Annotated in this window: 17 protein-coding genes and 1 riboswitch; of the genes, 1 reads left to right on the forward strand and 16 read right to left on the reverse strand. The window is 68.9% G+C overall.

The annotated features are described in order from the left end of the window. Position 1: 1 nt before the first annotated feature. The 4 genes from CYL12_RS06700 to typA all read right to left on the reverse strand — a co-directional run bounded on the left by CYL12_RS06700 (position 2) and on the right by typA (position 5,762). Complete coding sequence (locus CYL12_RS06700; protein WP_101846650.1) at positions 2 to 1,627, reverse strand: MFS transporter; 1,626 nt, start codon at positions 1,625 to 1,627, stop codon at positions 2 to 4. After that, positions 1,624 to 2,670, reverse strand: a complete 1,047-nt coding sequence (gene glsA, locus CYL12_RS06705) for a glutaminase A (RefSeq protein WP_101848704.1) — start codon at positions 2,668 to 2,670, stop codon at positions 1,624 to 1,626. The genes CYL12_RS06700 and glsA overlap by 4 nt, the downstream gene beginning before the upstream one ends. Positions 2,671 to 2,778: 108 nt before the next feature. Continuing rightward, positions 2,779 to 3,663 (reverse strand): aggregation-promoting factor C-terminal-like domain-containing protein, encoded by an 885-nt coding sequence (locus CYL12_RS06710; RefSeq protein WP_101846653.1) that lies wholly within the window; start codon positions 3,661 to 3,663, stop codon positions 2,779 to 2,781. A gap of 185 nt (positions 3,664 to 3,848) precedes the next feature. After that, complete coding sequence (gene typA, locus CYL12_RS06715; protein ID WP_025102945.1) at positions 3,849 to 5,762, reverse strand: translational GTPase TypA; 1,914 nt, start codon at positions 5,760 to 5,762, stop codon at positions 3,849 to 3,851. A gap of 149 nt (positions 5,763 to 5,911) precedes the next feature. Between typA and CYL12_RS06720 the strand changes: the two genes are divergently transcribed. Continuing rightward, on the forward strand, positions 5,912 to 6,700 hold the full coding sequence (locus CYL12_RS06720) for a CPBP family intramembrane glutamic endopeptidase (protein WP_101848705.1): 789 nt from the start codon (positions 5,912 to 5,914) through the stop codon (positions 6,698 to 6,700). 7 nt (positions 6,701 to 6,707) lie between these two features. Here the strand turns inward: CYL12_RS06720 and CYL12_RS06725 are convergent, their stop codons facing one another. The 12 genes from CYL12_RS06725 to CYL12_RS06780 form a co-directional block, all read right to left on the reverse strand. Continuing rightward, positions 6,708 to 7,274, reverse strand: coding sequence for a hypothetical protein (locus tag CYL12_RS06725; protein ID WP_101846655.1), 567 nt, complete (start codon positions 7,272 to 7,274; stop codon positions 6,708 to 6,710). Between the two features lies 1 nt (position 7,275). Beyond that, positions 7,276 to 8,949, reverse strand: a complete 1,674-nt coding sequence (locus CYL12_RS06730) for a dipeptide ABC transporter ATP-binding protein (RefSeq protein WP_101846657.1) — start codon at positions 8,947 to 8,949, stop codon at positions 7,276 to 7,278. Beyond that, positions 8,946 to 9,890 carry an ABC transporter permease gene (locus tag CYL12_RS06735; protein WP_101846659.1) on the reverse strand — a complete coding sequence of 315 codons (945 nt, stop codon included), beginning with the start codon at positions 9,888 to 9,890 and terminating at the stop codon, positions 8,946 to 8,948. Before CYL12_RS06735 ends, CYL12_RS06730 begins: the two co-directional genes overlap by 4 nt. Continuing rightward, complete coding sequence (locus tag CYL12_RS06740; protein ID WP_101846661.1) at positions 9,883 to 10,809, reverse strand: ABC transporter permease; 927 nt, start codon at positions 10,807 to 10,809, stop codon at positions 9,883 to 9,885. Before CYL12_RS06740 ends, CYL12_RS06735 begins: the two co-directional genes overlap by 8 nt. Positions 10,810 to 10,910: 101 nt before the next feature. Then, on the reverse strand, positions 10,911 to 12,545 hold the full coding sequence (locus CYL12_RS06745; RefSeq protein ID WP_101846663.1) for a peptide ABC transporter substrate-binding protein: 1,635 nt from the start codon (positions 12,543 to 12,545) through the stop codon (positions 10,911 to 10,913). Between the two features lie 216 nt (positions 12,546 to 12,761). Then, positions 12,762 to 15,656: an aminomethyl-transferring glycine dehydrogenase gene (gene gcvP / locus CYL12_RS06750; protein ID WP_101846666.1), complete on the reverse strand. Its 2,895-nt coding sequence runs from the start codon at positions 15,654 to 15,656 to the stop codon at positions 12,762 to 12,764. Between the two features lie 7 nt (positions 15,657 to 15,663). Beyond that, positions 15,664 to 16,041: a glycine cleavage system protein GcvH gene (gene gcvH / locus CYL12_RS06755; RefSeq protein WP_101846668.1), complete on the reverse strand. Its 378-nt coding sequence runs from the start codon at positions 16,039 to 16,041 to the stop codon at positions 15,664 to 15,666. Then, positions 16,038 to 17,153 (reverse strand): glycine cleavage system aminomethyltransferase GcvT, encoded by a 1,116-nt coding sequence (gcvT, locus tag CYL12_RS06760; protein ID WP_101846670.1) that lies wholly within the window; start codon positions 17,151 to 17,153, stop codon positions 16,038 to 16,040. The genes gcvH and gcvT overlap by 4 nt, the downstream gene beginning before the upstream one ends. 148 nt (positions 17,154 to 17,301) lie before the next feature. Beyond that, positions 17,302 to 17,396, reverse strand: a riboswitch (glycine riboswitch). A gap of 49 nt (positions 17,397 to 17,445) precedes the next feature. Beyond that, positions 17,446 to 18,303 carry an ABC transporter ATP-binding protein gene (locus CYL12_RS06765; protein ID WP_101846672.1) on the reverse strand — a complete coding sequence of 286 codons (858 nt, stop codon included), beginning with the start codon at positions 18,301 to 18,303 and terminating at the stop codon, positions 17,446 to 17,448. Beyond that, positions 18,300 to 19,151: an ABC transporter ATP-binding protein gene (locus tag CYL12_RS06770; RefSeq protein ID WP_101846674.1), complete on the reverse strand. Its 852-nt coding sequence runs from the start codon at positions 19,149 to 19,151 to the stop codon at positions 18,300 to 18,302. Before CYL12_RS06770 ends, CYL12_RS06765 begins: the two co-directional genes overlap by 4 nt. After that, a complete protein-coding gene (locus CYL12_RS06775) occupies positions 19,148 to 20,128 on the reverse strand; it encodes an ABC transporter permease (protein WP_101846676.1) in 981 nt (326 codons plus the stop codon). Before CYL12_RS06775 ends, CYL12_RS06770 begins: the two co-directional genes overlap by 4 nt. Further along, complete coding sequence (locus tag CYL12_RS06780; RefSeq protein ID WP_101846678.1) at positions 20,121 to 21,116, reverse strand: ABC transporter permease; 996 nt, start codon at positions 21,114 to 21,116, stop codon at positions 20,121 to 20,123. The genes CYL12_RS06775 and CYL12_RS06780 overlap by 8 nt, the downstream gene beginning before the upstream one ends. Between the last annotated feature and the right edge of the window lie 32 nt (positions 21,117 to 21,148).

Below are 21,148 nucleotides of genomic sequence, written 5' to 3' on the forward strand. Positions count from 1 at the left end.
TTCACTCCCCCGACCCCGTGGGCGATGGGTCGGGGATCTCGTGCGGTCGGTACTGCGGCAGGCGCGACGCGGGCAGGATCGCGAGCGCGCTCACCGCGGCGAGGATCAGAAGGCCGAGTTTCAGCGTGCGCAGCCGCGACTCCTCGTTCACGGCGACCGCGGCGTCGACCTGCTCCGGCGTCGCATCCGTGGTCTCCAGCACCGTGCGCAGATCGTCGTTGCTGATGAAGTTCACCTCGTTCAGGTCGACCTGCGACACCAGGGACGGCGGCAGTTCGGGGTGCTCCACGACCGCCCGCCCCACGTTGAGGGCGAGCAGCGAGACCAGCAGCGCTCCGGCGAGCGCCGTCCCGACGGCGGAGGCGAGGTTCTGCGTGGTGCCGCGCAGCGACCCGACGTCACCCGCGAGCTCCGCGGGCGCCGCCGTCACGAGCACGTTGAACACCAAGGTCACCAGAGCACCCTGGCCGATGCCGAACACGATGAGCCCGGCGATGGTCGGCACCGTCTCCCAGTTGTTCGTCACCACGACGGACAGCCAGACGAGCGCCGCCGTCGTGAGGATGAACCCGAACACGCCGATCGTCCGCGGCGGGTAGCGCTTGTAGAACCGCACGACGAGTGTCGCCGTGATGAACACCGTGAGGTTGAACGGCATCATCGCGAGAGAGGTGTCGAACGGCGTGCGCCCCTGGACGATCTGGATGTACAGCGGGATCGTGAAGTTCACGCAGGCCTCGAGCGCGACGACGATGAACATCGCATACACCGCGGCGCGCTCCCGGGACGAGCCCAGCACGCTGAGGTCGATCAACGGGACCTTTCCCTCGGCCATCCGCTTCCGTGTCCACAGGAAGAACCCCTGGCCCAGCACGATGCCCAGCACGATGAAGACCGGCGCCGGCGACAGACCGAGGACCGAGAACGGCGCGGACGGGGCCGCCGCGAGCGCTCCCCAGCTGTTGAGGTTGTTGAACCCGAGGGTGAGGAGCACGATGGCTGCACCGATGAGGAGAGCGGCGACGAGGTCGATGCGGATCGCCGCATCGCCGCGATCACCGCGCAGCGTGAAGCTCAGCGCGAAGACGGCGACCGCGATCGCCAGGACGAGGATGAACAGCGGCCGCCACCCGACCAGCGTGCCCAGCGTGCCGCCGATGAGGAAGGCGCTCACCCCGGAGATCGCCCGGGCCGAGCCGATCGCGCCGATCGCGGTGGCCTGCTGCGGTCCCCGGTAGTTCTCCGCGATCAGAGCCACGATCGAGGGGACGATGATCGCGGCCGCCGCCCCCGCCACGGCCTGACCGGCGATCGCCCACCAGACGGTCGGCGCGAGCAGCATCATGACGGCGGATCCGGCGAAGAGCGCGACGACGACACGGAAGATCAGCACCCACCCGACGCGCTGTCCGAGCTTGGCCCCGGTCATCACGAGAGCCGCGACCGCGAGGCCGTACATCACGATCGTCGTGCTCGCGACGGTCGGCGGCACGCCGAAGTCGCTCACCATGCCGCCGAGCGAGATCGGCAGCGCTGCGACATTGAAGGACATGAGCACCTGTGCGAGGAACAGGCTGACCATCGGCAGCCAGGACGTCTTCGCGGGGGCGGGGGCCGTGCGTGTCATGAGCGCTCTCCTCCCGCCGACGAGGTACCCGCCCCGCCGGCATGCTTGCGGGCGGGCGCGGAGGCGAAGAGGTTCAGCCCCAGCGACCGCGACAGGTGGCCGATCGCCATCTGCGATCGGATCGAGTTGCCCGCCTCGTCCAGGCGGGGCGAGAACCCGGCGACGGCGCCCTTGCCCGGAGACACCGCGACGAGGCCGCCCGCGACGCCCGACTTGGCGGGCAGACCGATCTCGAACAGCCAGTCACCCGACCGCTCGTACAACCCGCTCGCTGCGACGACGGCGAGCGTGTCGCGGCAGACGTCCGCGGAGACCACCCGCTCCCCCGTCACCGGGTTCACTCCGCCGTCGGCCAGCGTGGCCCCCATGACGGCGAGGTCGTGCGCGGTCACGGAGAGCGCGCACTGGCGGGTGTAGACGTCGACGATCTCATCCGGGTCGCCGGCGAGACGCCCGTAGCTGCGCAGCAGCCAGCCCAGGGCGCGGTTGCGCTCGTTCGACGCCGCCTCGGACGCGTAGACCTCGCCGTCCAGGCTCAGCGGTCGTCCGGCGAACGCGGACAGCCCCTCGCGCACGCGCTCCCACTGCTCCACCGCCGTGGCGCCGGGCATCAGCGCCGTGGTCGCGATCGCCCCGGCGTTGACCATCGGGTTGCGCGGATGCCCGTCGTTGAGCTCCAGCGCCACGACCGAGTTGAAGGCGAGCCCGGTGTTGTTCACCCCCACGATCTCGCGGACCCGCTCGTGGCCGTGCTCCTGGATCGCCAGCGCGTAGACGAACATCTTCGAGATCGACTGGATGGAGAACGGGTGCAGCGCGTCTCCGGCGTCGTGGATGCCTCCGCCGACCTCGATCACCGCGAGCCCGAACAGCTCTGGATCCACCGCGGCGAGCACGGGGATGTAGTCCGCCACCTGCCCGGACGCCTCGTCTGCGTATCGGGCATGGGCTTCGCGGACGAGCTCGTCGACGCGTTCCCAGCCGGGCAGCGAGCCCGTCGAGACCTCCTGCGGAACATCGAGCCAGACGGTGGGGTCGAGCACCACTCCTCCTCGGAAAACGCGACGCCCCCAGCCGTCTCCCTGTCACGGTAGCGTCCGTGACGGGTGACGGCTAGGGGCAATCGTTCGCGAGGGGGCCCGCTCTGCGACTCAGTACCAGTTCATGGCCTGGGAGTGCCCCCAGGCGCTGCACGGCGTGCCGTAGGCATCGGCGATGTACTTTAGGCCCCAGGCGATCTGGGTGGCGGCGTTCGTCTGCCAGTCGGCGCCCGCCGTGGCCATCTTGCTGCCCGGCAGAGCCTGCGGGATGCCGGTTGCTCCGCCGTCGTTGTTGTAGGCCTGGTAGTTCCAGCCGGACTCCTTGTTCCACAGCGAGTTGAGGCAGGAGAACTGGTCTCCGCCCCAGCCGTAGCGGTCCGCCATCATCTGCTGCGCCGTGGCCCGAGCGCCGTCCGGCGTGTTCGCGGAAGCGAGCGCGGCCGCCGCAGCCGCCGCCTTCTCCTCGGCCGCGCGGGCGGCGTCCTCGGCGGCCTTCTTCTCCTGCGCGGCGGTGAACGCCTGCTGGAGCTCTGCCGTGGCGGTCACGACCCTCTCGGTCTCCGCCTCGGCCTGCTCCGCCGTGACGGTCACGAGGACCAGCGGGAGCGTCGATCGGTCGGCGAGGGTCTCCAGGTCGTCTTCGAGCGCCGTGGTGTCGACGGGTGCGGCCGCGCTCACGTCGAGGCCGGACTTCGTCACCTCCGCGGTCAGGCTCTTCGCGGCGGCGACCGCGTCGGTCCCGTCCGAGACGGTCATGACGGCCTGGTCGGCGACGCGGGTGAGGGGCTCGGTCCCCAGGTTCTGGGTCGCGACGGCGGAGGCGGCGTCGGAGCGCTCAGCCCCGGCGGCCGGGGCCGAGGCGAGGCCGACGCTGAGGGTGATGCCGACGAGCGCGGCCGTGGCGGCGCCGAGGGCGATCAGGGGTGTACGGGTGACGGTGGCGCGAGCGGCTGCCGCGTCGGAGGCGCGCCGAAGCGCACGGGTCTTCTGAAGCAAGGCTTTGACTTTCGGGTCGTCGTACGCCCATATCGGGGACTCATCGGGAGCTCGCCCCGGGCGCAAGTCAACGAGTCTGCGTCATCAACCTGAGCGAAAACTAGCCCTCACCTGGGATTTTCATGAGAGAGGGCCCCACGCGGCCAGCTGGCGGCGTGGGGCCCTCTCGAAAGAAGCGCTGAGGATCAGGCGTTCGCGTCCTGACGCTTGAGGCGCGAGGCCTCGCGACCGCGGACGGTCTGGTCGAGGATCACCTTGCGGATGCGGACCTTCTCCGGAGTCACCTCGACGCACTCGTCGTCGCGCGCGAACTCCAGGCTCTCCTCCAGCGTGAGGATGCGCGGCGGCGTCATCGACTCGAAGTTGTCGGCCGTGGAGGAGCGCATGTTGGTGAGCTTCTTCTCCTTGGTGATGTTGACGTCCATGTCATCGGCGCGCGAGTTCTCGCCGATGACCATGCCCTCGTAGACCTCTTCGGTCGGCTGCACGAAGAACGACATGCGCTCCTGCAGCGCGATCATCGCGAACGGGGTGACGACACCCGAGCGGTCGGCCACGATCGAGCCGTTCTGGCGCGTGGTGATCTGCCCCGCCCACGGCTCGTACCCGTGCGAGATCGCGTTGGCGATGCCGGTACCGCGGGTGGTCGTGAGGAACTCGCTGCGGAAGCCGATGAGGCCACGGGAGGGCACGACGAACTCCATGCGCACCCAGCCGGTGCCGTGGTTGGTCATGTTCTCCATGCGGCCCTTGCGGTTCGCGAGGAGCTGCGTGATCGCGCCGAGGTGCTCCTCCGGCGTGTCGATGGTCAGGTGCTCGAACGGCTCGTAGACCTTGCCGTCGATCTTCTTGGTGACCACCTGCGGCTTGCCGACGGTGAGCTCGAAGCCCTCGCGGCGCATGTTCTCGACGAGGATCGCGAGGGCCAGCTCACCGCGGCCCTGCACCTCCCAGGCGTCGGGACGGCCGATGTCGACGACCTTGAGCGACACGTTGCCGATGAGTTCGCGGTCCAGGCGGTCCTTGACCATGCGGGCGGTGAGCTTGTGCCCCTTGACCTTGCCCATGAGCGGCGAGGTGTTCGTGCCGATCGTCATGGAGATCGCGGGGTCGTCGACCGTGATGGCCGGCAGCGGACGGATGTCCTCGGGGTCGGCGATGGTCTCGCCGATCGTGATGTCCTCGAAGCCGGCGATGGCGACGATGTCGCCGGGGCCGGCGGATTCGGCCGGGTAGCGCTCCAGGGCGCGGGTCTTCAGCAGCTCGGTGATGCGGGCGTTGCTGGTCGAGCCGTCGGAGCGGACCCAGGCGACCGTCTGGCCCTTCTTGAGCGTGCCGTTGAAGACGCGCAGCAGGGCGAGGCGGCCGAGGAAGGGGCTGGAGTCCAGGTTCGTGACCCAGGCCTGCAGCGGCGCCTCGTCGTCGTAGGCCGGGGCCGGGACGTGCTCGAGAATCGCCTCGAAGAGCGGCTCGAGGTCGTCGTTGTCGGGCAGCGAGCCGTCCGCGGGACGGTTCTGCGACGCGGCACCGGCGCGACCGGAGGCGTAGACCACCGGCACGTCGAGCAGCGCGTCGACGTCGAGATCCGGCACGTCGTCGACGAGGTCGGAGGCCAGGCCCAGCAGGAGGTCGTGCGCCTCCTCCTCGACCTCGGCGATCCGGGCGTCCGGACGGTCGGTCTTGTTGACCAGGAGGATGACGGGCAGCTTCGCCTCGAGCGCCTTGCGCAGCACGAAGCGGGTCTGCGGCAGCGGACCCTCGCTCGCGTCCACGAGCAGCACGACGCCGTCGACCATCGACAGGCCGCGCTCGACCTCACCGCCGAAGTCGGCGTGGCCGGGGGTGTCGATCACGTTGATCGTGATCTCCTTGCCGCCGGCGTGCTTGCCCTTGTAGGTGATCGCCGTGTTCTTGGCGAGGATCGTGATGCCCTTCTCGCGCTCCAGGTCGTTCGAGTCCATCGCACGCTCTTCGACGTGCGAGTGTTCACCGAAGGAGCCCGTCTGGCGGAGCATCGCGTCGACAAGAGTGGTCTTGCCGTGGTCGACGTGGGCGACGATTGCGACGTTGCGGAGGTCAGAGCGGAGGGCGTGCGCCATACAAGGGTCCTCAAAGAGTGTGGGGTTGCGCCGGGAAGCCGACGTTCCAGGATAACGTACGCGCGGATCGGGTTCCTGAACGCACGTCGTACCATCGTCCCGTGACCCTCCCCGACCCGACGGCCCCGGTGCCGCACACGTCCTCGACCGTGCCCGTCCGGAGCGACGAGCCGCGCGATGAAGGTCGAGGACGCCTGTGGTGGGAGATCGCCATCGTGCTCGCCCTGGGACTGGGCCAGTCCGCGATCTACGCGATCGTGCAGCTCGCCTATCGGCTCACGGACGACACGCCCCTCGCGGATCAGACGGCCACCCTCAACCCCTCCCGCAGCGACCGGGAGGTGTTCGACCTCATCTATCAGGTGCTGTCGATCGGCTTCGCCCTGGTGCCGGTGCTGCTCGTCTGCTTCCTGCTGTGGCAGCGCCGTCGCCCGCACCTGGAGCGCCTCGGCCTGGACGACACCCGGGTGGCGGGCGACGTCGGCCGCGGCGTGCTCCTCGTCCTCGCGATCGGCGTGCCGGGACTGGCGCTCTACCTCGGCGGACGGGCGCTCGGACTGTTCGTGGCCGTGAACCCCGCGGGTCTGGACGCGCACTGGTGGACCGTGCCGATCCTCCTGCTCGCCGCCGCCCGCGCATCGCTCCAGGAGGAGTTCGTCGTGCTCGGGTACCTGTTCGCCCGCCTGCGGCAGCTCGGGTGGTCGCCGTGGACGATCATCGTCTCGACATCGGTGCTCCGTGCGACGTACCACCTGTATCAGGGGCCCGGCGCCTTCATCGGCAACCTCGCGATGGGGCTGCTGTTCGGGTGGCTCTACCACCGCACCGGTCGGCTGCTGCCGTTCCTGGTGGCGCACTTCCTCATCGACGCGGCGGCGTTCGTCGGCTACCCCTGGGCCGCGGCGACCTGGCCCGCCCTGTTCGGCCTTCCCGGCTGAGGCGCGCTCAGCCGAGGTTGACGACGACGAGCGCCGCGGCGGCCCACAGCACGATGACGGCGAGGGCGATGAGGGCCGGGCCGTCCCAGCTGCGTCGGATCGGGGCGTTCGCCGTCGAGGGCGCCGCGCTCCACAGGTCGCGGATGCTCGTGAGCACCCGCAGCGCCGAGGGCACCTTCGCCTCGGCGTCCTCCTCGCGGGACGGACGAGGCGGACGCGCCTTGGCCGGTCCGCCCCAACAGCCCACCGTGCGGCCGTCGTCCAGGGTGAACTCGAGCTGCCACCGCATGTCGATGTCCTGCACGCGCCCCCAACCGAAGGTCGTGCGCCGCAGCAGGTTCTGGACCACAGCCCCCTCCTGGTCGACGCGGACGAAGGAGACGAACGCCGTCTCGTACACGATCCACAGGCCGAGCAGCAGCCAGGGCGCCACGAGAAGCGCCTGCACGATGCTGCCGTTGACCACGGTGTCGCCCAGCAGGAACAGCACGAGCAGGATGCTGAGGACGAAGACGACGGTGCCCGAGGACGCACGGAAGGTCCGTGCGCCCTCGGGGTGTGCCGGAGATGCCACCTCAGCGGCCGCCGAGCGGGATCGACGCGCCAGGGATCGCTTTGAGAAGACGATCCGTGTACTCCTCCTGCGGGTTCGCGAAGATCTCGTCGACCGTCCCCTGCTCGACGACCTTGCCCTTCTCCATGACGCAGACCAGGTCGCTGGAGACCCGGACGACCGCGAGGTCGTGCGTGATGAAGAGGTAGGTCAGGTTCAGCTCCGACTGGAGTTCGGCGAGCAGCTGCAGGATCTGGTCCTGCACGAGCACGTCGAGCGCCGACACCGCCTCGTCGAGCACGACGATGTCAGGCTTGAGGGCGAGCGCCCGAGCGATCGCGACGCGCTGCCGCTGACCGCCGGACAGCTCGTTCGGATACCGGGTGGCCAGCGCACGGGGCAAGGCCACCTGGTCGAGGAGCTCCTCGACGCGCTCCCGCTGCGCGGCGCGGTCGCCCACACCGTGGATCTGCAGCGGCTCCGAGATCGTGTTCCCGATGTTGCGCAGCGGATCGAGCGAACCGTACGGATCCTGGAACACCGGCTGCATGCGGCGACGCAGCCCGAACGCCTGCGCGTTCGAGAGGCGGGACACATCCTGGCCGTCGATCTCGATGGTGCCGCTGGTGGGCTCCTCGAGCTTCAGGACCATCTTCGCGACGGTCGACTTGCCGGACCCGGACTCGCCCACGAGCGCGAGGGTCTTCCCCCGCGGGATCTCGAAGGAGACGTCGTCGACCGCCCGGAAGGCTTCGCTGCGGAAGTTTCCCTGACGGATCTTGTAGTCCTTGGTGAGTCCGGCGACGCGCACCGTCGGTGGGATGGCGGCGAGGTCGTCCAGCGTCTCGATGCCCCGATCCTCCACGACCGCCTGGATGCGCTGCGACGCGACACTGGGCGCGGCCCCGACCAGTCGCTGCGTGTACGGATGCTGCGGGTTCTCCAGGATCTGCCGGCTCGGCCCCGCTTCCACGATGTTGCCGTTGCTCATCACGATGATCTTCTCCGCACGCTCGGCCGCGAGGCCGAGGTCGTGCGTGATGAGGAGCACCGAGGTGCCCTTGTCACGCGTGAGCGTCGCCATGTGATCGAGGATGACCCGCTGCACCGTGACGTCCAGTGCCGAGGTCGGCTCGTCGGCGATCAGCAGTTTCGGATCGGCCGCGAGACCGATACCGATCAGCGCTCGTTGGCGCATGCCGCCGGAGAACTGATGGGGATACTGGTGCAGACGCCGTTCGGCATCGGCCAGACCCGCCTGCTTCAGCACCTCGATGGTCCGCGCTTTCACGGCCTCGCGGCCCCGGGCGATCCCGTTCGCGCGGATCGCCTCCTTCACCTGGAAACCGATGCTCCACACCGGGTTGAGGTTGGACATCGGGTCCTGGGGGACGAAGCCGATCTCACGGCCGCGGACGGCCTCCATCTCCCGGCGGCCGAGCTTCGTCAGCTCCCGACCGTCGAGCGTGATCGACCCCCCGGTGACGACACCGGTACCGGGAAGCAGATTCACGATCGCGCTGGCCGTGGTCGACTTCCCCGAACCGGACTCACCCACGATCGCCACGGTCTCGCCGGGGAAGATGTCGAAGCTCGCTCCGTGGAGGACCTCCTTCTCCCCCTCTTGGGTGCGGAACGCGACCGTGAGGTCGCGGACGCTGAGCAGCGGGATCTGTGCGGTTGCGCGTGCGCTCATCGCCGTGCCCTCGCCTTCGGGTCGATGGCGTCTCGGATGAGCTCGCCGAGAGTGACGAAGGCGAGCACGGCCAGCGTGAGCGCGATCGACGGATAGATGAGCGCCATGGGCGCCACGCGCAGCGATGCCTGCGCGGCACCGATGTCGTTGCCCCAGGACATCACATTGCTTCCCAGCCCGACGCCGAGGAACGACAGCGTGGCCTCCGCCACGATCGAGGCGGCGAGGCCCAGCGTCGACACCACGAGCAGCGGAGCGAGCGCGTTCGGGATCACGTGTCCGACCAGGGTGCGGAACTTCGAGCGCCCGAGCGCACGGGACGCCACGACGAAGTCGGACTGCCGGACGCGCAGCACCTCCGCCCGCACGACACGAGCGGTCGCCGCCCACGCGAAACCACCGATCGCGAGCGCGAGCACGGGCACCGAGCGGTACTGGGAGAAGACCGTCATGACGACGACCGCGGCGAGGATGTACGGAATGGCGAAGAAGATGTCACCGATCCGCGACAGCACCGAGTCGAGCCAGCCGCCGTAGAAACCGGCGAACGCCCCCATGATGAGCCCGAGGATCGAGGAGATGGCGGTGGCGAGGAGGCCGACGGAGAGCGACGTCTGCGCGCCCCAGACGATGCGGGAGTAGATGTCGCACCCCTGGAACGTGAAGCCCAGCGGATGTCCTTCGGTCGGACCGGCGTTGCTGTTCCCGAGCTGGCAGTCGGAGTTCGGTGGCGCCGACGTGAACAGGGTGGGCCAGAGCGCCATCACGATGAAGAACACCGCGAGGACGACCGAGAACCAGAACAGCGGACGACGTCGGAGGTCCGACCAGGCATCCCGCCAGAGGTTTCGGGGCTTCTCAGCGATCCGCACGGCATCGACGGAGATGGTCTCGGTCTGGACCGGAGCGACATAGTGATTCTGCGTGGTGGGGTCAGGCATAGCGGATCCTTGGGTCGAGCAGACCGTACAGCAGGTCGATGACGAGGTTGACCAGGACGTACAGGATCACGAACACCGTGACGAAGGAGACCACCGTCGGCCCCTCATTGCGAATCGCCGCCTGGTACAGGGTGTTGCCGACGCCCGGCACATTGAAGATGCCCTCGGTCACGGTCGCACCGACGAGCAGAACGCCGAAGTTCGTCGCCGAGTTCGTGATCACCGGGATGAGCGAGTTGCGGAGCACGTGCACGGGGATCACCCGCCCGCGCGACAGTCCCTTGCTGTACGCAGTGCGCACCCAGTCCTGGTTGAGCGTGTCGATGACCGAACTGCGCATCAGCCGCATGCTCACGGCGTACAGGCTGAAGCCCAGAACGATGGCCGGCAGCCACAGGCCACCCCAGTCGTTGTCCGATCCGACGGTCGGCTTGAACCAGCCCAGCTTGATGGCGAGGAAGTACTGCGCCAGGAACGCGACGACGAAGATCGGGATCGCGATCGCCACGAGCGCGACGATGAGCATCGTGTGGTCGAAGAGCTTGCCCTTGCGCAGCGCGGAGACCGTGCCGATGATGATCGCCAGCACGAACTCGATGCCGATGGCCATCACCGCGAGTCGACCGGTGACGGGAAGCGTCTCGGCCAGCACGGTCGACACCGGCCGACCGGAGAAGGTCGTGCCGAGGTCGCCTTGGAAGACACCGGTGATGTAGTACCAGTACTGCACCAGGAACGGGTCGTCCAGGTGGTACTGCTCGCGCAGCTGTGCCACCACGGCCGGGTTCGGGGTCCGGTCGCCGAAGAGCCCGAGAATCGGGTCACCGGGCATGGCGAACACGAGGAAGTAGATGAGCAGGGTGGCCCCGAAGAAGACCGGGATCACCTGCAGGAGACGTCTCAGGATGTAGCCGAGCATGCGTCTGTCCCGTAGTCAGGAGGCGGAGTCAGTGTGACCAACACAGCCTGCGAGGCGGCGACGGAAGACCGTCACCGCCTCACAGGTTCGTGCTGTCAGACTTACTCGCCGTCCTTCGTGACCTGGTAGAGGATCGGCCAGGTGTCCCACCCGAACTCGACGTTCTCCACCGAGTCGCCCCAAGCGCCCATGGCGTTGGTGTACCACAGCGGGATGGCCGGGAGATCCTGGAAGAGGATCTCCTGCGCCTCCTGGAACTTGGCGATGCCCGCTTCGACGTCGGACGCCGCAGAGCCCTCGTCGAGGAGCTTGTCGAACTCCGGGTTCGAGTAGTCGCCGTCGTTCGAGCCGGCACCGGTGCCGAAGAGCGGGCCGAGGCCGTTGAACATCGACGGGTAGTCGAACTGCCATCCGGTGCGGAACGCGGTCTGCGTCTGGTCCTCCGTGATCAGCGTCCGGTGCTCGGCGAAGGTCGGAATCGGGTTGCCCGAGGCCTCGATGCCGAGGTTGTTCTTGATCTGGTTCGCGACCGCGTCGACCCAGCCTTGGTTGGGGCCGTCGGCGTTGTACTGGATCTGGAAGGACCCGGTCCAGGGCGCGATCTCGTCGGCCTGCGCCCACAGGTCCTTGGCCTTCTCGGGGTCGAACTCGAGGACCTCGGACCCGGGGATGTCCTCGGAGTAGCCGTCGATCACCGGCGACGTGAAGTCCTTCATCGGCGTGCGGGTGCCGCTGAAGACCACGTCGGTGATCTCCTCGCGGTTGATCGCGTGCGAGATCGCGGCGCGACGCAGCTGCCCCTCTTCACCACTCCAGTGCTCGAGGCGCTCCGGGATGGTGATGGTCGCGTTCGCTGCGGCCGGCTGGTTCACCGTGCGGTCCGGGAAGTCGGTCTCGAACGTCTGCAGGGCCGTGTCCGGGATCTCCTGGATGATGTCGAGCTCGCCACCCTGAAGGTCGGCGTACGCCGCCTCCGTGCTGGCGTACAGTCGCATGTCGATTCCACCGTTCTGCGCCTCACGCGGACCGGTGTAGTCCTCGTTCTTGACGAGCTCGATGCTCTCGTTGTGACGCCAGGCGCCCTCCTCGGCGAAGACGTACGGACCGTTGCCGACGGGGTTCTCACCGAAGGCCTCGAGGTCGTCCCACGCCGATGCCGGCAGGGGGAAGAAGGCGGTGTAACCCAGGCGGAGCGGGAAGTCGGACTCCGGCTGCTTGAGCTTGACGGTGAAGGTGAGGTCATCCACGACCTCGAGGCCGGACAGCTCCGGCACGTTCTCCTCGTAGGAGAAGCCCTCGATGGACTCGAAGAAGTAGCTGGAGAGCTGCTTGTTGTCGAGCGCGGCACCGTAGTTCCAGGCCTTGACGAAGGACTCGGCGTCGACCGGGTCGCCGTTCGCGAAGGTCTGGTCGGGCTTGATCTTGATCGTGTAGGTCTGGGAGTCCTCCGTCTCGATCGACTCGGCGAGGTCGTTGTGCACGGCGCCCTCAGCGTCGTAGTAGACCAGGCCCGCGAAGATGCTCTGCAGCACCAGGCCGCCGCCGACCTCGTTGGTGTTGGTCGGGATGAGGGGGTTCTGCGGCTCGGTGTTGTTGACCGAGATCACCGCGGTCGGGTCACCCGAGGGCGTCTCCTCCGCGGAATCGTTGCCGCCGCCGCTCGCGCAGCCGGCGAGAGTCAGGGCGCCGATCACGAACAGTGCGCTGCCCGCGAGGGCGATCTTGTTGCGCTTCACTTTTGTCCTCCTGTGGACGTGGGAATTCTGCGCGGCTCATCGTCGAGCGCGCAGGGATACCTGAGCGTAACCCGGGCGTCGCGCGTCCAGGACATTCGGCTAACGAACTGTTACTCAGTGGTGACCATCTGTCACATGACGGAAACATGCGGCAACAACGAACGGCGCCGCCCCGCCGTGAGGCGAGCGCGACGCCGATCGTCGTGCGGATCCGTATCAGGCGAAGGCCTCGATGGGCGGGCAGGCGCAGACGAGGTTGCGGTCGCCGTAGGCCTGGTCGATCCGGCGGACCGGCGGCCAGTACTTCGCCGCGACCAGCGAACGCACCGGGTAGGCGGCCTCCTCACGGGTGTAGGCGTGCGCCCACTCCCCCGCGATGAGCGAGACCGCGGTGTGCGGGGCGTGCACGAGCGGGTTGTCGTCCGCGGGCCAGCGCCCCGCGGCGACGGCGTCCGCCTCGGCCTTGATCATGATCATCGCCTCGATGAAGCGCTCGATCTCGTCGAGGTCCTCCGACTCGGTGGGCTCCACCATGAGGGTGCCGGCGACCGGGAACGACATGGTCGGCGCGTGGAAGCCATAGTCGATCAGGCGCTTGGCGACGTCGTCGACGGAGATGCCGGTGGCCTCCTTGAGCGGACGCAGGTCGAGGATGCACTCGTGCGCGACCCGACCGTTCTCCCCCGTGTACAGCACCGGGAAGTGGCCGCCGAGGCGCTCGGCGATGTAGTTCGCCGAGAGGACCGCCGCGGCGGTCGCGCGCCGGAGGCCCTCCGCGCCCATCATGCGCACGTACGCCCACGAGATCGGGAGGATGCCCGCAGAGCCGTACGGGGCCGCGGAGATGACCGCGCCCTCGAACGTGTGTCCGCCGAAGTGCTCGGCGCGCTGCGCGAGCGGGTGCGACGGCAGATACGGCACGAGGTGCGCCTTCGCCGCGACCGGACCGATGCCCGGGCCGCCGCCGCCGTGCGGGATGGCGAAGGTCTTGTGCAGGTTGAGGTGCGAGACGTCGCCGCCGAGGTCGCCGAAGCGGGCGTAGCCGAGGAGCGCGTTGAGGTTCGCGCCGTCCACGTACACCTGACCCCCGGCCTCGTGCACCGCTCCGGTGATCTCGACGACCTGCTCCTCGTACACGCCGTGCGTGGACGGGTACGTGATCATCAGCGCCGCCAGCTCGTCGGCGTGCTGGGCGATCTTCGCGCGGAGGTCGTCCAGGTCGACGTTGCCGAGCGCATCGCTCGCCACCACGACGACCTTCATGCCGGCGAGCACGGCGGAGGCCGCGTTCGTGCCGTGGGCGGAGGACGGGATGAGGCACACGACGCGGTGGTCGTCGCCGTTCGCGCGGTGGTAGCCGCGGATCGCGAGGAGACCCGCGAGCTCCCCCTGGGAGCCGGCATTCGGCTGCAGCGACACCGCGTCGTACCCGGTGATCTCGGCGAGCCAGCTCTCGAGCTGGTCGATGAGCTCCAGGTAGCCGCGCACGTCGGCCTCCGGGGCGAACGGGTGGATGCCCGCGAACTCCGGCCACGTGATGGCGGCCATCTCCGTGGCGGCGTTGAGCTTCATGGTGCACGAGCCGAGGGGGATCATGCCGCGATCGAGGGCGTAGTCCCGGTCCGACAGGCTCTTCAGGTACCGCATCATGGCGGTCTCGCTGCGGTGGCTGTGGAACACCGGGTGCGTGAGGTAGTCGTCCTCGCGGCGGAGACCGTCCGGCAGCGCGTCCGCGTCGCCGAGACCGAAGCCGAAGGCGCGCTCCTGCTTCCCGCCGAAGACCCGCGCAACCTGGTGCAGCTCGGCCACCGTCGTCGTCTCGTCGACCGCGATGCCGATCGTGTCGGTGTCGGCGACCCGCAGCAGGATGCCGTAGCCGCCCCGTGCCTGGTCCGCGTACTCCGCCGCCCGGCCGGGGACGCGCACGGTGAGCGTGTCGAAGAAGTGCTCGTGGACGACGTCGGCGCCGGCCTCGACGAGCCAGTCGCGCAGCAGGGTCGCCTTGGCGGTCACATCGCGCGCGATCGCCCGGAGCCCGTCCGGGCCGTGGTAGACCGCGTACATCGAGGCCATCACGGCGAGGAGCACCTGCGCGGTGCAGATGTTCGATGTCGCCTTCTCCCGGCGGATGTGCTGCTCGCGGGTCTGCAGCGAGAGGCGGTAGGCCGGCTTGCCGTCGGCGTCGACCGAGACGCCGACGAGGCGTCCGGGCAGCTGCCGCTCCAGGCCCGCGCGCACCGCCATGTAGCCGGCGTGCGGGCCGCCGAAGCCCATCGGCACGCCGAAGCGCTGCGTCGTGCCCACGGCCACGTCGGCCCCGAGGGTGCCGGGCGCGGTGAGGAGGGTCAGCGCGAGCAGGTCGGCGGCCGCGACGGCGAGCGCGCCGGCGACGTGCGCGGCGTCGAACACCGCGGACGGGTCCCACACGCGGCCCGATGCCCCCGGATACTGCACGAAGACGCCGAAGAGCTCGGCGGGCAGCTCCTCCCCCGTCGCGAAATCGACCGTGACGAGCTCGATGCCGAGCGCCTCGGCGCGAGAGGCGAGCATCGCCTTCGTCTGCGGCAGCGCGTCCGCATCCACCGCGAAGACGTTCGAGGAGGTCTTCGAGGCCCGGCGCGCGAGCAGCATCGCCTCCACGACGGCGGTGGACTCGTCGAGCATCGACGCGTTCGCGGTCGTGAGCCCGGTGAGCTCCGCCACCATCGTCTGGAAGTTGATGAGCGCTTCCAGGCGCCCCTGCGAGATCTCGGGCTGGTACGGCGTGTAGGCCGTGTACCAGGACGGGTTCTCGAGCACGTTGCGCTGGATGACCTGCGGCGTGACGGTGCCGTAGTAGCCGAGGCCGATCATCGAGCGGTTGACGGTGTTGCGCGCGGCGAGGGCGCGCAGCTCGGCCAGCGCCTCGGTCTCCGACGCGGCGACCGGGATGCGGGAGTCGGCGACCGCGTCCTCCGGTCCCGTGTAGATCGAGGCGGGGACGGCCTGACGCATGAGCTCCTCGACCGGGCTCAGCGTCCCGCTGTCGACGGAGCCGAGACCGAGCGCGTCGAGCATCGTGCGCTGGGCGGCCTCGGTCGGTCCGATGTGACGATCGGCGAAGGCAACCACTTCCGGATCAGCCCTCCGTGAGTGCGACGTAGGCGTCGCGGTCCAGCAGTCCGTCCAGCGCGCCGGCGGCGACGGACACCTTGAGCAGCCAGCCGCCCTCGAAGGGCTCGGCGTTGACGAGCGAGGGGTCGTCAACGACGGCGTCGTTGATCTCGACGACCGTGCCGGCGACCGGAGCGTAGAGCTCCCCGACCGACTTCGTCGACTCGATCTCGCCGACCACGGAGCCCGCGGTCAGCTCGGTGCCGACCGCGGGGAGCTCGACGAAGACGACGTCTCCGAGCTTCTCGGCGGCGTAGTCGGTGATGCCGATGGTGACAGTGTCGCCGTCACCGGCGATCCATTCGTGCTCGTCGGTGTAGCGGAGTGCGTTGAGGTCGGTCATTTGGTCCTCCGGTAGAAAGGCAGGGCGGTCACGGTCGCGGGGATGCGGGTCCCCCGCACATCAAGGAATACTGCGGTTCCCTCTTCCGAGGAAGAAGGATCGACGTAGGCCATCGCGATGGGATGGCCGAGCGTCGGGCTCAGGGCGCCGCTGGTGATCTCTCCGATCGGGGCGCCGTCGGCGTCGACGACTGCGTAGCCGGCACGGCCGGCACGTCGCCCCTCCGCCGTCAGCCCGACGAGGACGCGGGCGCCCGCGGCGGGCGCGGGGGCATCCTTCCCGACGAAGCGCTCCTTCGCGTCGACGACGACACGGCCGAGGCCGGCCTGCGCGGGCGCGATATCGAGGCTGAGCTCATGGCCGTACAGCGGCATGCCCGCCTCCAGCCGGAGGGTGTCGCGCGCGGCGAGGCCGGCGGGGACGAGCCCATGCGGGGTGCCGGCGTCGAGCACGGCGTCCCACAGTGCGGCGGCGTGGGCGGCCGGGACGAGAAGTTCGAAGCCGTCCTCCCCCGTGTAGCCGGTGCGGGCGAGGAGCAGCGGTTCCCCCGCGAACGACGCGGTCGCCCAGGCGTAGTACTTCTGCTCCGCCCAGGGGACGCTGACGTCGGCGATGCCCTCCGTCGCCACGAGGATCTCCTCGGCGTGCGGACCCTGCACGGCGATCAGCGCGTAGTCGTCCGAGACGTCGGCGACCTCCACGGCGTCCGCCTCCGCGTCTGCGACCCGCTCGGTGAGCGCTGCACGAACGGCGTCACGGTTCCCCGCGTTGGCGATGACGAGGAAGTCGTCGTCGGCCAGGCGGTAGACGATGAGATCGTCGACGATGCCGCCCTCGGGCGTCAGCAGCAGCGAGTACTTCGCCTTGCCGACCGCGAGCGCGGACAGCCGCCCGGCGAGGGCGTAGTCGAGGAAGGCCGCCGCGCCGGCGCCGCGGACCGTGAACTCGGCCATGTGCGAGATGTCGAAGATGCCCGCCGCCTGCCGCACCGCGTGGTGCTCGGCGAGGTCGGACGTGTAGCGCACCGGCATCTGCCAGCCGCCGAAGTCGGTGAAGGAGGCGCCGAGCGCCTCATGGCGCTCGCGCAACGGGGTGTAGCGGGGGTCGGACATGGAGTTCTCCCGGGCTGGGTCGGGCGGGACGACGTCGTCGTCCCTGGGAACTCCCCCTCTGTCATGGGCCTGAGAGCTTCGCCCGCGCGAGCGCAGGGCTTTCACCGTCGGCGGATCCCCGGTGCTCGGGATCACTTTTCAGAGCGGCCGGACCTCCGCGGTACGCGTACCTGAGAGATTGGCGGGGAGGCTTGCTCCTTCGGTGCCCGGCTGCGTGCGCCGGGGCTCTCCCGCGTCGGTCGTTCGGCCTGTCTTCGATTGTGCGATCAGTCTAGCGGTCTCCCCCGCCCGGTCAGCTGCCCAGCGCGAGCTCCGCCCTGACCTCGTCGCGGAGCCGCCCCAGGTTCTCCGGCTCGGGCGCCGCCCCCAGAAGCGTCTTGGTGTACTCGTGCTGCGGGTTCAGGATCACCTCGTCGGCCGGTCCCCGCTCGACCACATCGCCCTTGTAGAGCACCATGATGTCGTCGGAGAAGTGCCGCGCGGTCGCCAGATCGTGCGTGATGTAGAGGACTCCGAGGTTCTCCTCGCGCTGCAGCTCCGCGAGCAGGTTGAGGACGCCGAGCCGGATCGACACATCGAGCATCGACACCGGCTCGTCGGCCACGATGAAGCGGGCTCCGGGCGCCAGCGCCCTCGCGATCGCCACGCGCTGTCGCTGGCCACCGGAGAGCTCGTGGGGGCGGCGCTCCGCGAAGCTCTCCCCCGGGGTCAGTCGCACCCGCTCCAGCAGTTCGATCGCCCTGGTCCGCACCTCGCGACTGTCGAGCTTCGGATGATGCAGCCGGATCGGGCGCTCCAGGTGGTGCACGATCGTGTGGAACGGATTCAGCGAGGCGAACGGGTCCTGGAAGACCATCTGCACGTCCGACCGGTAGCGCTCCAGGGCCGAGCCCCGCGTACCGGACTCCTCGCCGTCGAGGAGGATGCTCCCGGAGGTCGGTGTCTCCAGCTTCATCAGCATCCGGGCGATGGTCGACTTGCCCGAGCCGGACTCGCCGACGAGGGCCGTGGTCCGCCCCGCCTCCAGCGTGAACGACACGTCCTTCACGGCGTGCAGGACGCTGGTGCGGAACCCCGAGCGCAGGTGGAAGTCCTTCACGAGGTTCCTCGCCTCGAGGGTGCCTCCGCGCCCCATCGCGTCCGCGCTCATCGGATGACCTCCTGGTTCACGCCACTGCGGACGAAGTCGCCCCGGGTCCCGGTGAGGGACGGGAAGCTCGACAGCAGCCGCTGGGTGTACTCGTGCTGCGGGTTGCGGTAGATCTCCTCCGCCGTGCCCTGCTCGACGATCCTCCCCTGCAGCATCACCGCGATGCGGTCGCTGATCTCGATGAGCATGGGCAGGTCGTGGGTGATGAAGATGACGGCGAACCCGAGCTTCTCGCGCAGGCGCATGATCTCCCGGATGATGCCGCGCTGCACGACCACGTCGAGCGCCGTGGTGGGCTCGTCCATGATCATGACCTGCGGGTCGAGCGCGAGCGCCATCGCGATCATCATGCGCTGGCGCATGCCGCCCGACAGCTCGTGCGGGAAGCTCGTCAGCCGACCGGGATCGACGCCGACCAGCGTGAGCAGCTCCTCCGCCCGCTCCTGCTTGGCCTTCCGCGACATTCCGGGTCGGTGGGTGTCGAAGATGTCGAAGATCTGCGCCTTGACCGAGATGACGGGGTTCAGGGAGTTCATGGCCCCCTGGAAGACCATGGAGATCTTGTCCCAGCGGAACGCCCGCAGACCCTCCCCGTCGAGGCCGACGATGTCGATGTCGTGGCCGTCGCGGTCGTGGAACACGATCTCGCCGCCCGTCATCAGGGCCGGCGCCTTGAGCAGCCGGTTCATCCCATACGCGAGAGTGGTCTTGCCGCAGCCCGATTCCCCGGCGAGCCCGAGGATCTCGCCGCGGTGCAGGGTCAGCGAGACGTCGCGGACGGCTTTGACCGGCGGATCCACCTCGTACTCGATCGAGACGTTCCTGGCGGTGAGCACGGCGTCGCTCATGCTGTGACCCCCTTCTCCTTCGCGGCCTTGCGCAGACGACGGGCCGCATCGGGCGCGTTGCGCAGCTTCGGATTGATGACCTCGTCGATGGCGAAGTTGATCAGCGCGAGACCGGCGCCGAGGATCGCGATCATGATGCCCGGCGGCACGAACCACCACCACGCTCCGCGACCGAGCGCCTGGCCCGACTGCGCGTCGTTGAGAATCGATCCCCAGGTGATCGAGGAGTTCGGACCGAGGCCCAGGTACGACAGGCCCGCCTCGCCGAGGATGGCGAAGATGATCGCGAAGAGGAACTGCGCGGTCAGCAGCGGGAGCAGGTTCGGCATGATCTCGACGAGGATCACCCGGAGCGACTTCTCTCCCGCCACCTTCGAGGCGTACACGTAATCGCGGGTGCGGAGCGAACGGGTCTGCAGCCGCAGCACGTACGCCGCTCCCGCCCAGGAGGTGATGCCGAGGACGAAGGCGACGAGCTGCCAGCTGCGCTGCGGCACGAACGACGCGATCACCATGACCAGCGGGAGGCCGGGGATGACGATCATGACGTTGGTCAGCAGCGCGAGGACGTCCTCGCGCCAGCCGCCGAGGTACCCGGCCAGGACGCCGAAGAGCAGAGACAGCACGATCGCGATGCCGCCGGCCGTGACGCCGATGAGCAGCGATCCCTGCGCGCCGATCGCGAGCTGCGCGAGCACGTCGTTGCCGAGCTTGGTCGTGCCCAACCAGTGCTCCGCCGACGGCGGCTGGAGGGCCGCGTTGTCGGTGCTGCGCGGGTTCTGCGTGAAGAAGGGCGCGATGATCGCGAAGAGGACGATGGCGAGCACCAGCACGGCACCGACGATGAACTTCGGCGAGGTGCTGGGCAGGATCCGGCGGCGCTTGCGCTCCTGACGCTGGGTGGCCAGCGCGACGGTCCCCTCGGGGGCGACGGTGGGCGGCTCCTCCACGAGGAGCGGGTTCTTCGTGTCAGACATTCTGGCGAGCCCTCGGGTCGATGAAGCCATAGACGAGGTCCATGAAGAAGTTGGCGACGAGCACCGTGAGGGTGATCACGAGGAACAGCCCCTGCATGAGCGCGTAGTCGTTGTTGGTGACAGCCTGGAACATGAGCTTGCCGACTCCGGGATAGGTGAACACCTGCTCCATGACGATGGAACCGGCGACGACGAACCCGAGGGTGATCGAGAAGCCCGCGATCGAGGGGATGGCGGCGTTGCGCGCGGCGTAGGTCGTCATGATCCGCCGGGGGCGGAGCCCCTTCGCCTCAGCGGTGAGCACGTAGTCCTCCGCGAGGGTGGAGACCATCATGTTGCGCATGCCGAACATCCAGCCACCGACCGAGCTGATCACGATCGTGATGGCGGGCAGGAGCGAGTGTGCGACGGCATCCGAGAAGAACGCCCAGGTCGGCTCGGGGCCGTCCGGGAAGTCGAAGACGTCGTAGCCGCCGAACATCGGGAACCAGCCGAGCCCGACCGCGAAGACCGCGACGAGCACCAGCGCCAGCCAGAAGTACGGGATCGACTGCAGCACGGTGGTGGCGGGAATGAGGTGGTCGACCCAGGTGCCGCGCTTCCAGCCGGCCCACGCGCCGAGCACGACGCCGAGCAGGAAGGAGAGGACGGTCGCGGTGCCGACGAGCACCAGCGTCCACGGAAGGGCCCCGGCGATGAGCTCCGTGACCGGAGTCGGGAACTTCGTCACCGACACGCCCAGGTCACCCTGGAACATGCGGCCCCAGTAGGCGAGGTACTGCTCCCAGAGCGAGGAGTCGTCGCCGCCGAGCAGGAGCCGGATGTTGCGGATGGTGGTCTCGGAGACCTCTCCGCCGGCCCGCTGCATCTTGGCGATCATGATGTCGGCGGGGTCCCCCGGCATGAGCCGGGGAAGCAGGAAGTTGATGGAGATCGCGGCCCACAGCGTGAACGCATAGAACCCGATCCGTCGTGCATAGAACTTCATGTCACCTGTCCTGACTTCCTGCTTCCCCTACT

Origin of the sequence: Zhihengliuella sp. ISTPL4 (assembly GCF_002848265.1) — a bacterium.
Taxonomy (GTDB): Bacteria; Actinomycetota; Actinomycetes; order Actinomycetales; family Microbacteriaceae; genus Microbacterium.

Coding starts and splice junctions, on each gene's coding strand:
- CYL12_RS06700 (WP_101846650.1), bottom strand. CDS start 1,627: ATGACACGCACGGCCCCCGCCCCCGCGAAGACGTCCTGGCTGCCGATG.
- typA (WP_025102945.1), bottom strand. CDS start 5,762: ATGGCGCACGCCCTCCGCTCTGACCTCCGCAACGTCGCAATCGTCGCC.
- CYL12_RS06730 (WP_101846657.1), bottom strand. CDS start 8,949: ATGAGCGCACGCGCAACCGCACAGATCCCGCTGCTCAGCGTCCGCGAC.
- CYL12_RS06735 (WP_101846659.1), bottom strand. CDS start 9,890: ATGCCTGACCCCACCACGCAGAATCACTATGTCGCTCCGGTCCAGACC.
- CYL12_RS06740 (WP_101846661.1), bottom strand. CDS start 10,809: ATGCTCGGCTACATCCTGAGACGTCTCCTGCAGGTGATCCCGGTCTTC.
- gcvH (WP_101846668.1), bottom strand. CDS start 16,041: ATGACCGACCTCAACGCACTCCGCTACACCGACGAGCACGAATGGATC.
- gcvT (WP_101846670.1), bottom strand. CDS start 17,153: ATGTCCGACCCCCGCTACACCCCGTTGCGCGAGCGCCATGAGGCGCTC.
- CYL12_RS06765 (WP_101846672.1), bottom strand. CDS start 18,303: ATGAGCGCGGACGCGATGGGGCGCGGAGGCACCCTCGAGGCGAGGAAC.
- CYL12_RS06770 (WP_101846674.1), bottom strand. CDS start 19,151: ATGAGCGACGCCGTGCTCACCGCCAGGAACGTCTCGATCGAGTACGAG.
- CYL12_RS06775 (WP_101846676.1), bottom strand. CDS start 20,128: ATGTCTGACACGAAGAACCCGCTCCTCGTGGAGGAGCCGCCCACCGTC.
- CYL12_RS06780 (WP_101846678.1), bottom strand. CDS start 21,116: ATGAAGTTCTATGCACGACGGATCGGGTTCTATGCGTTCACGCTGTGG.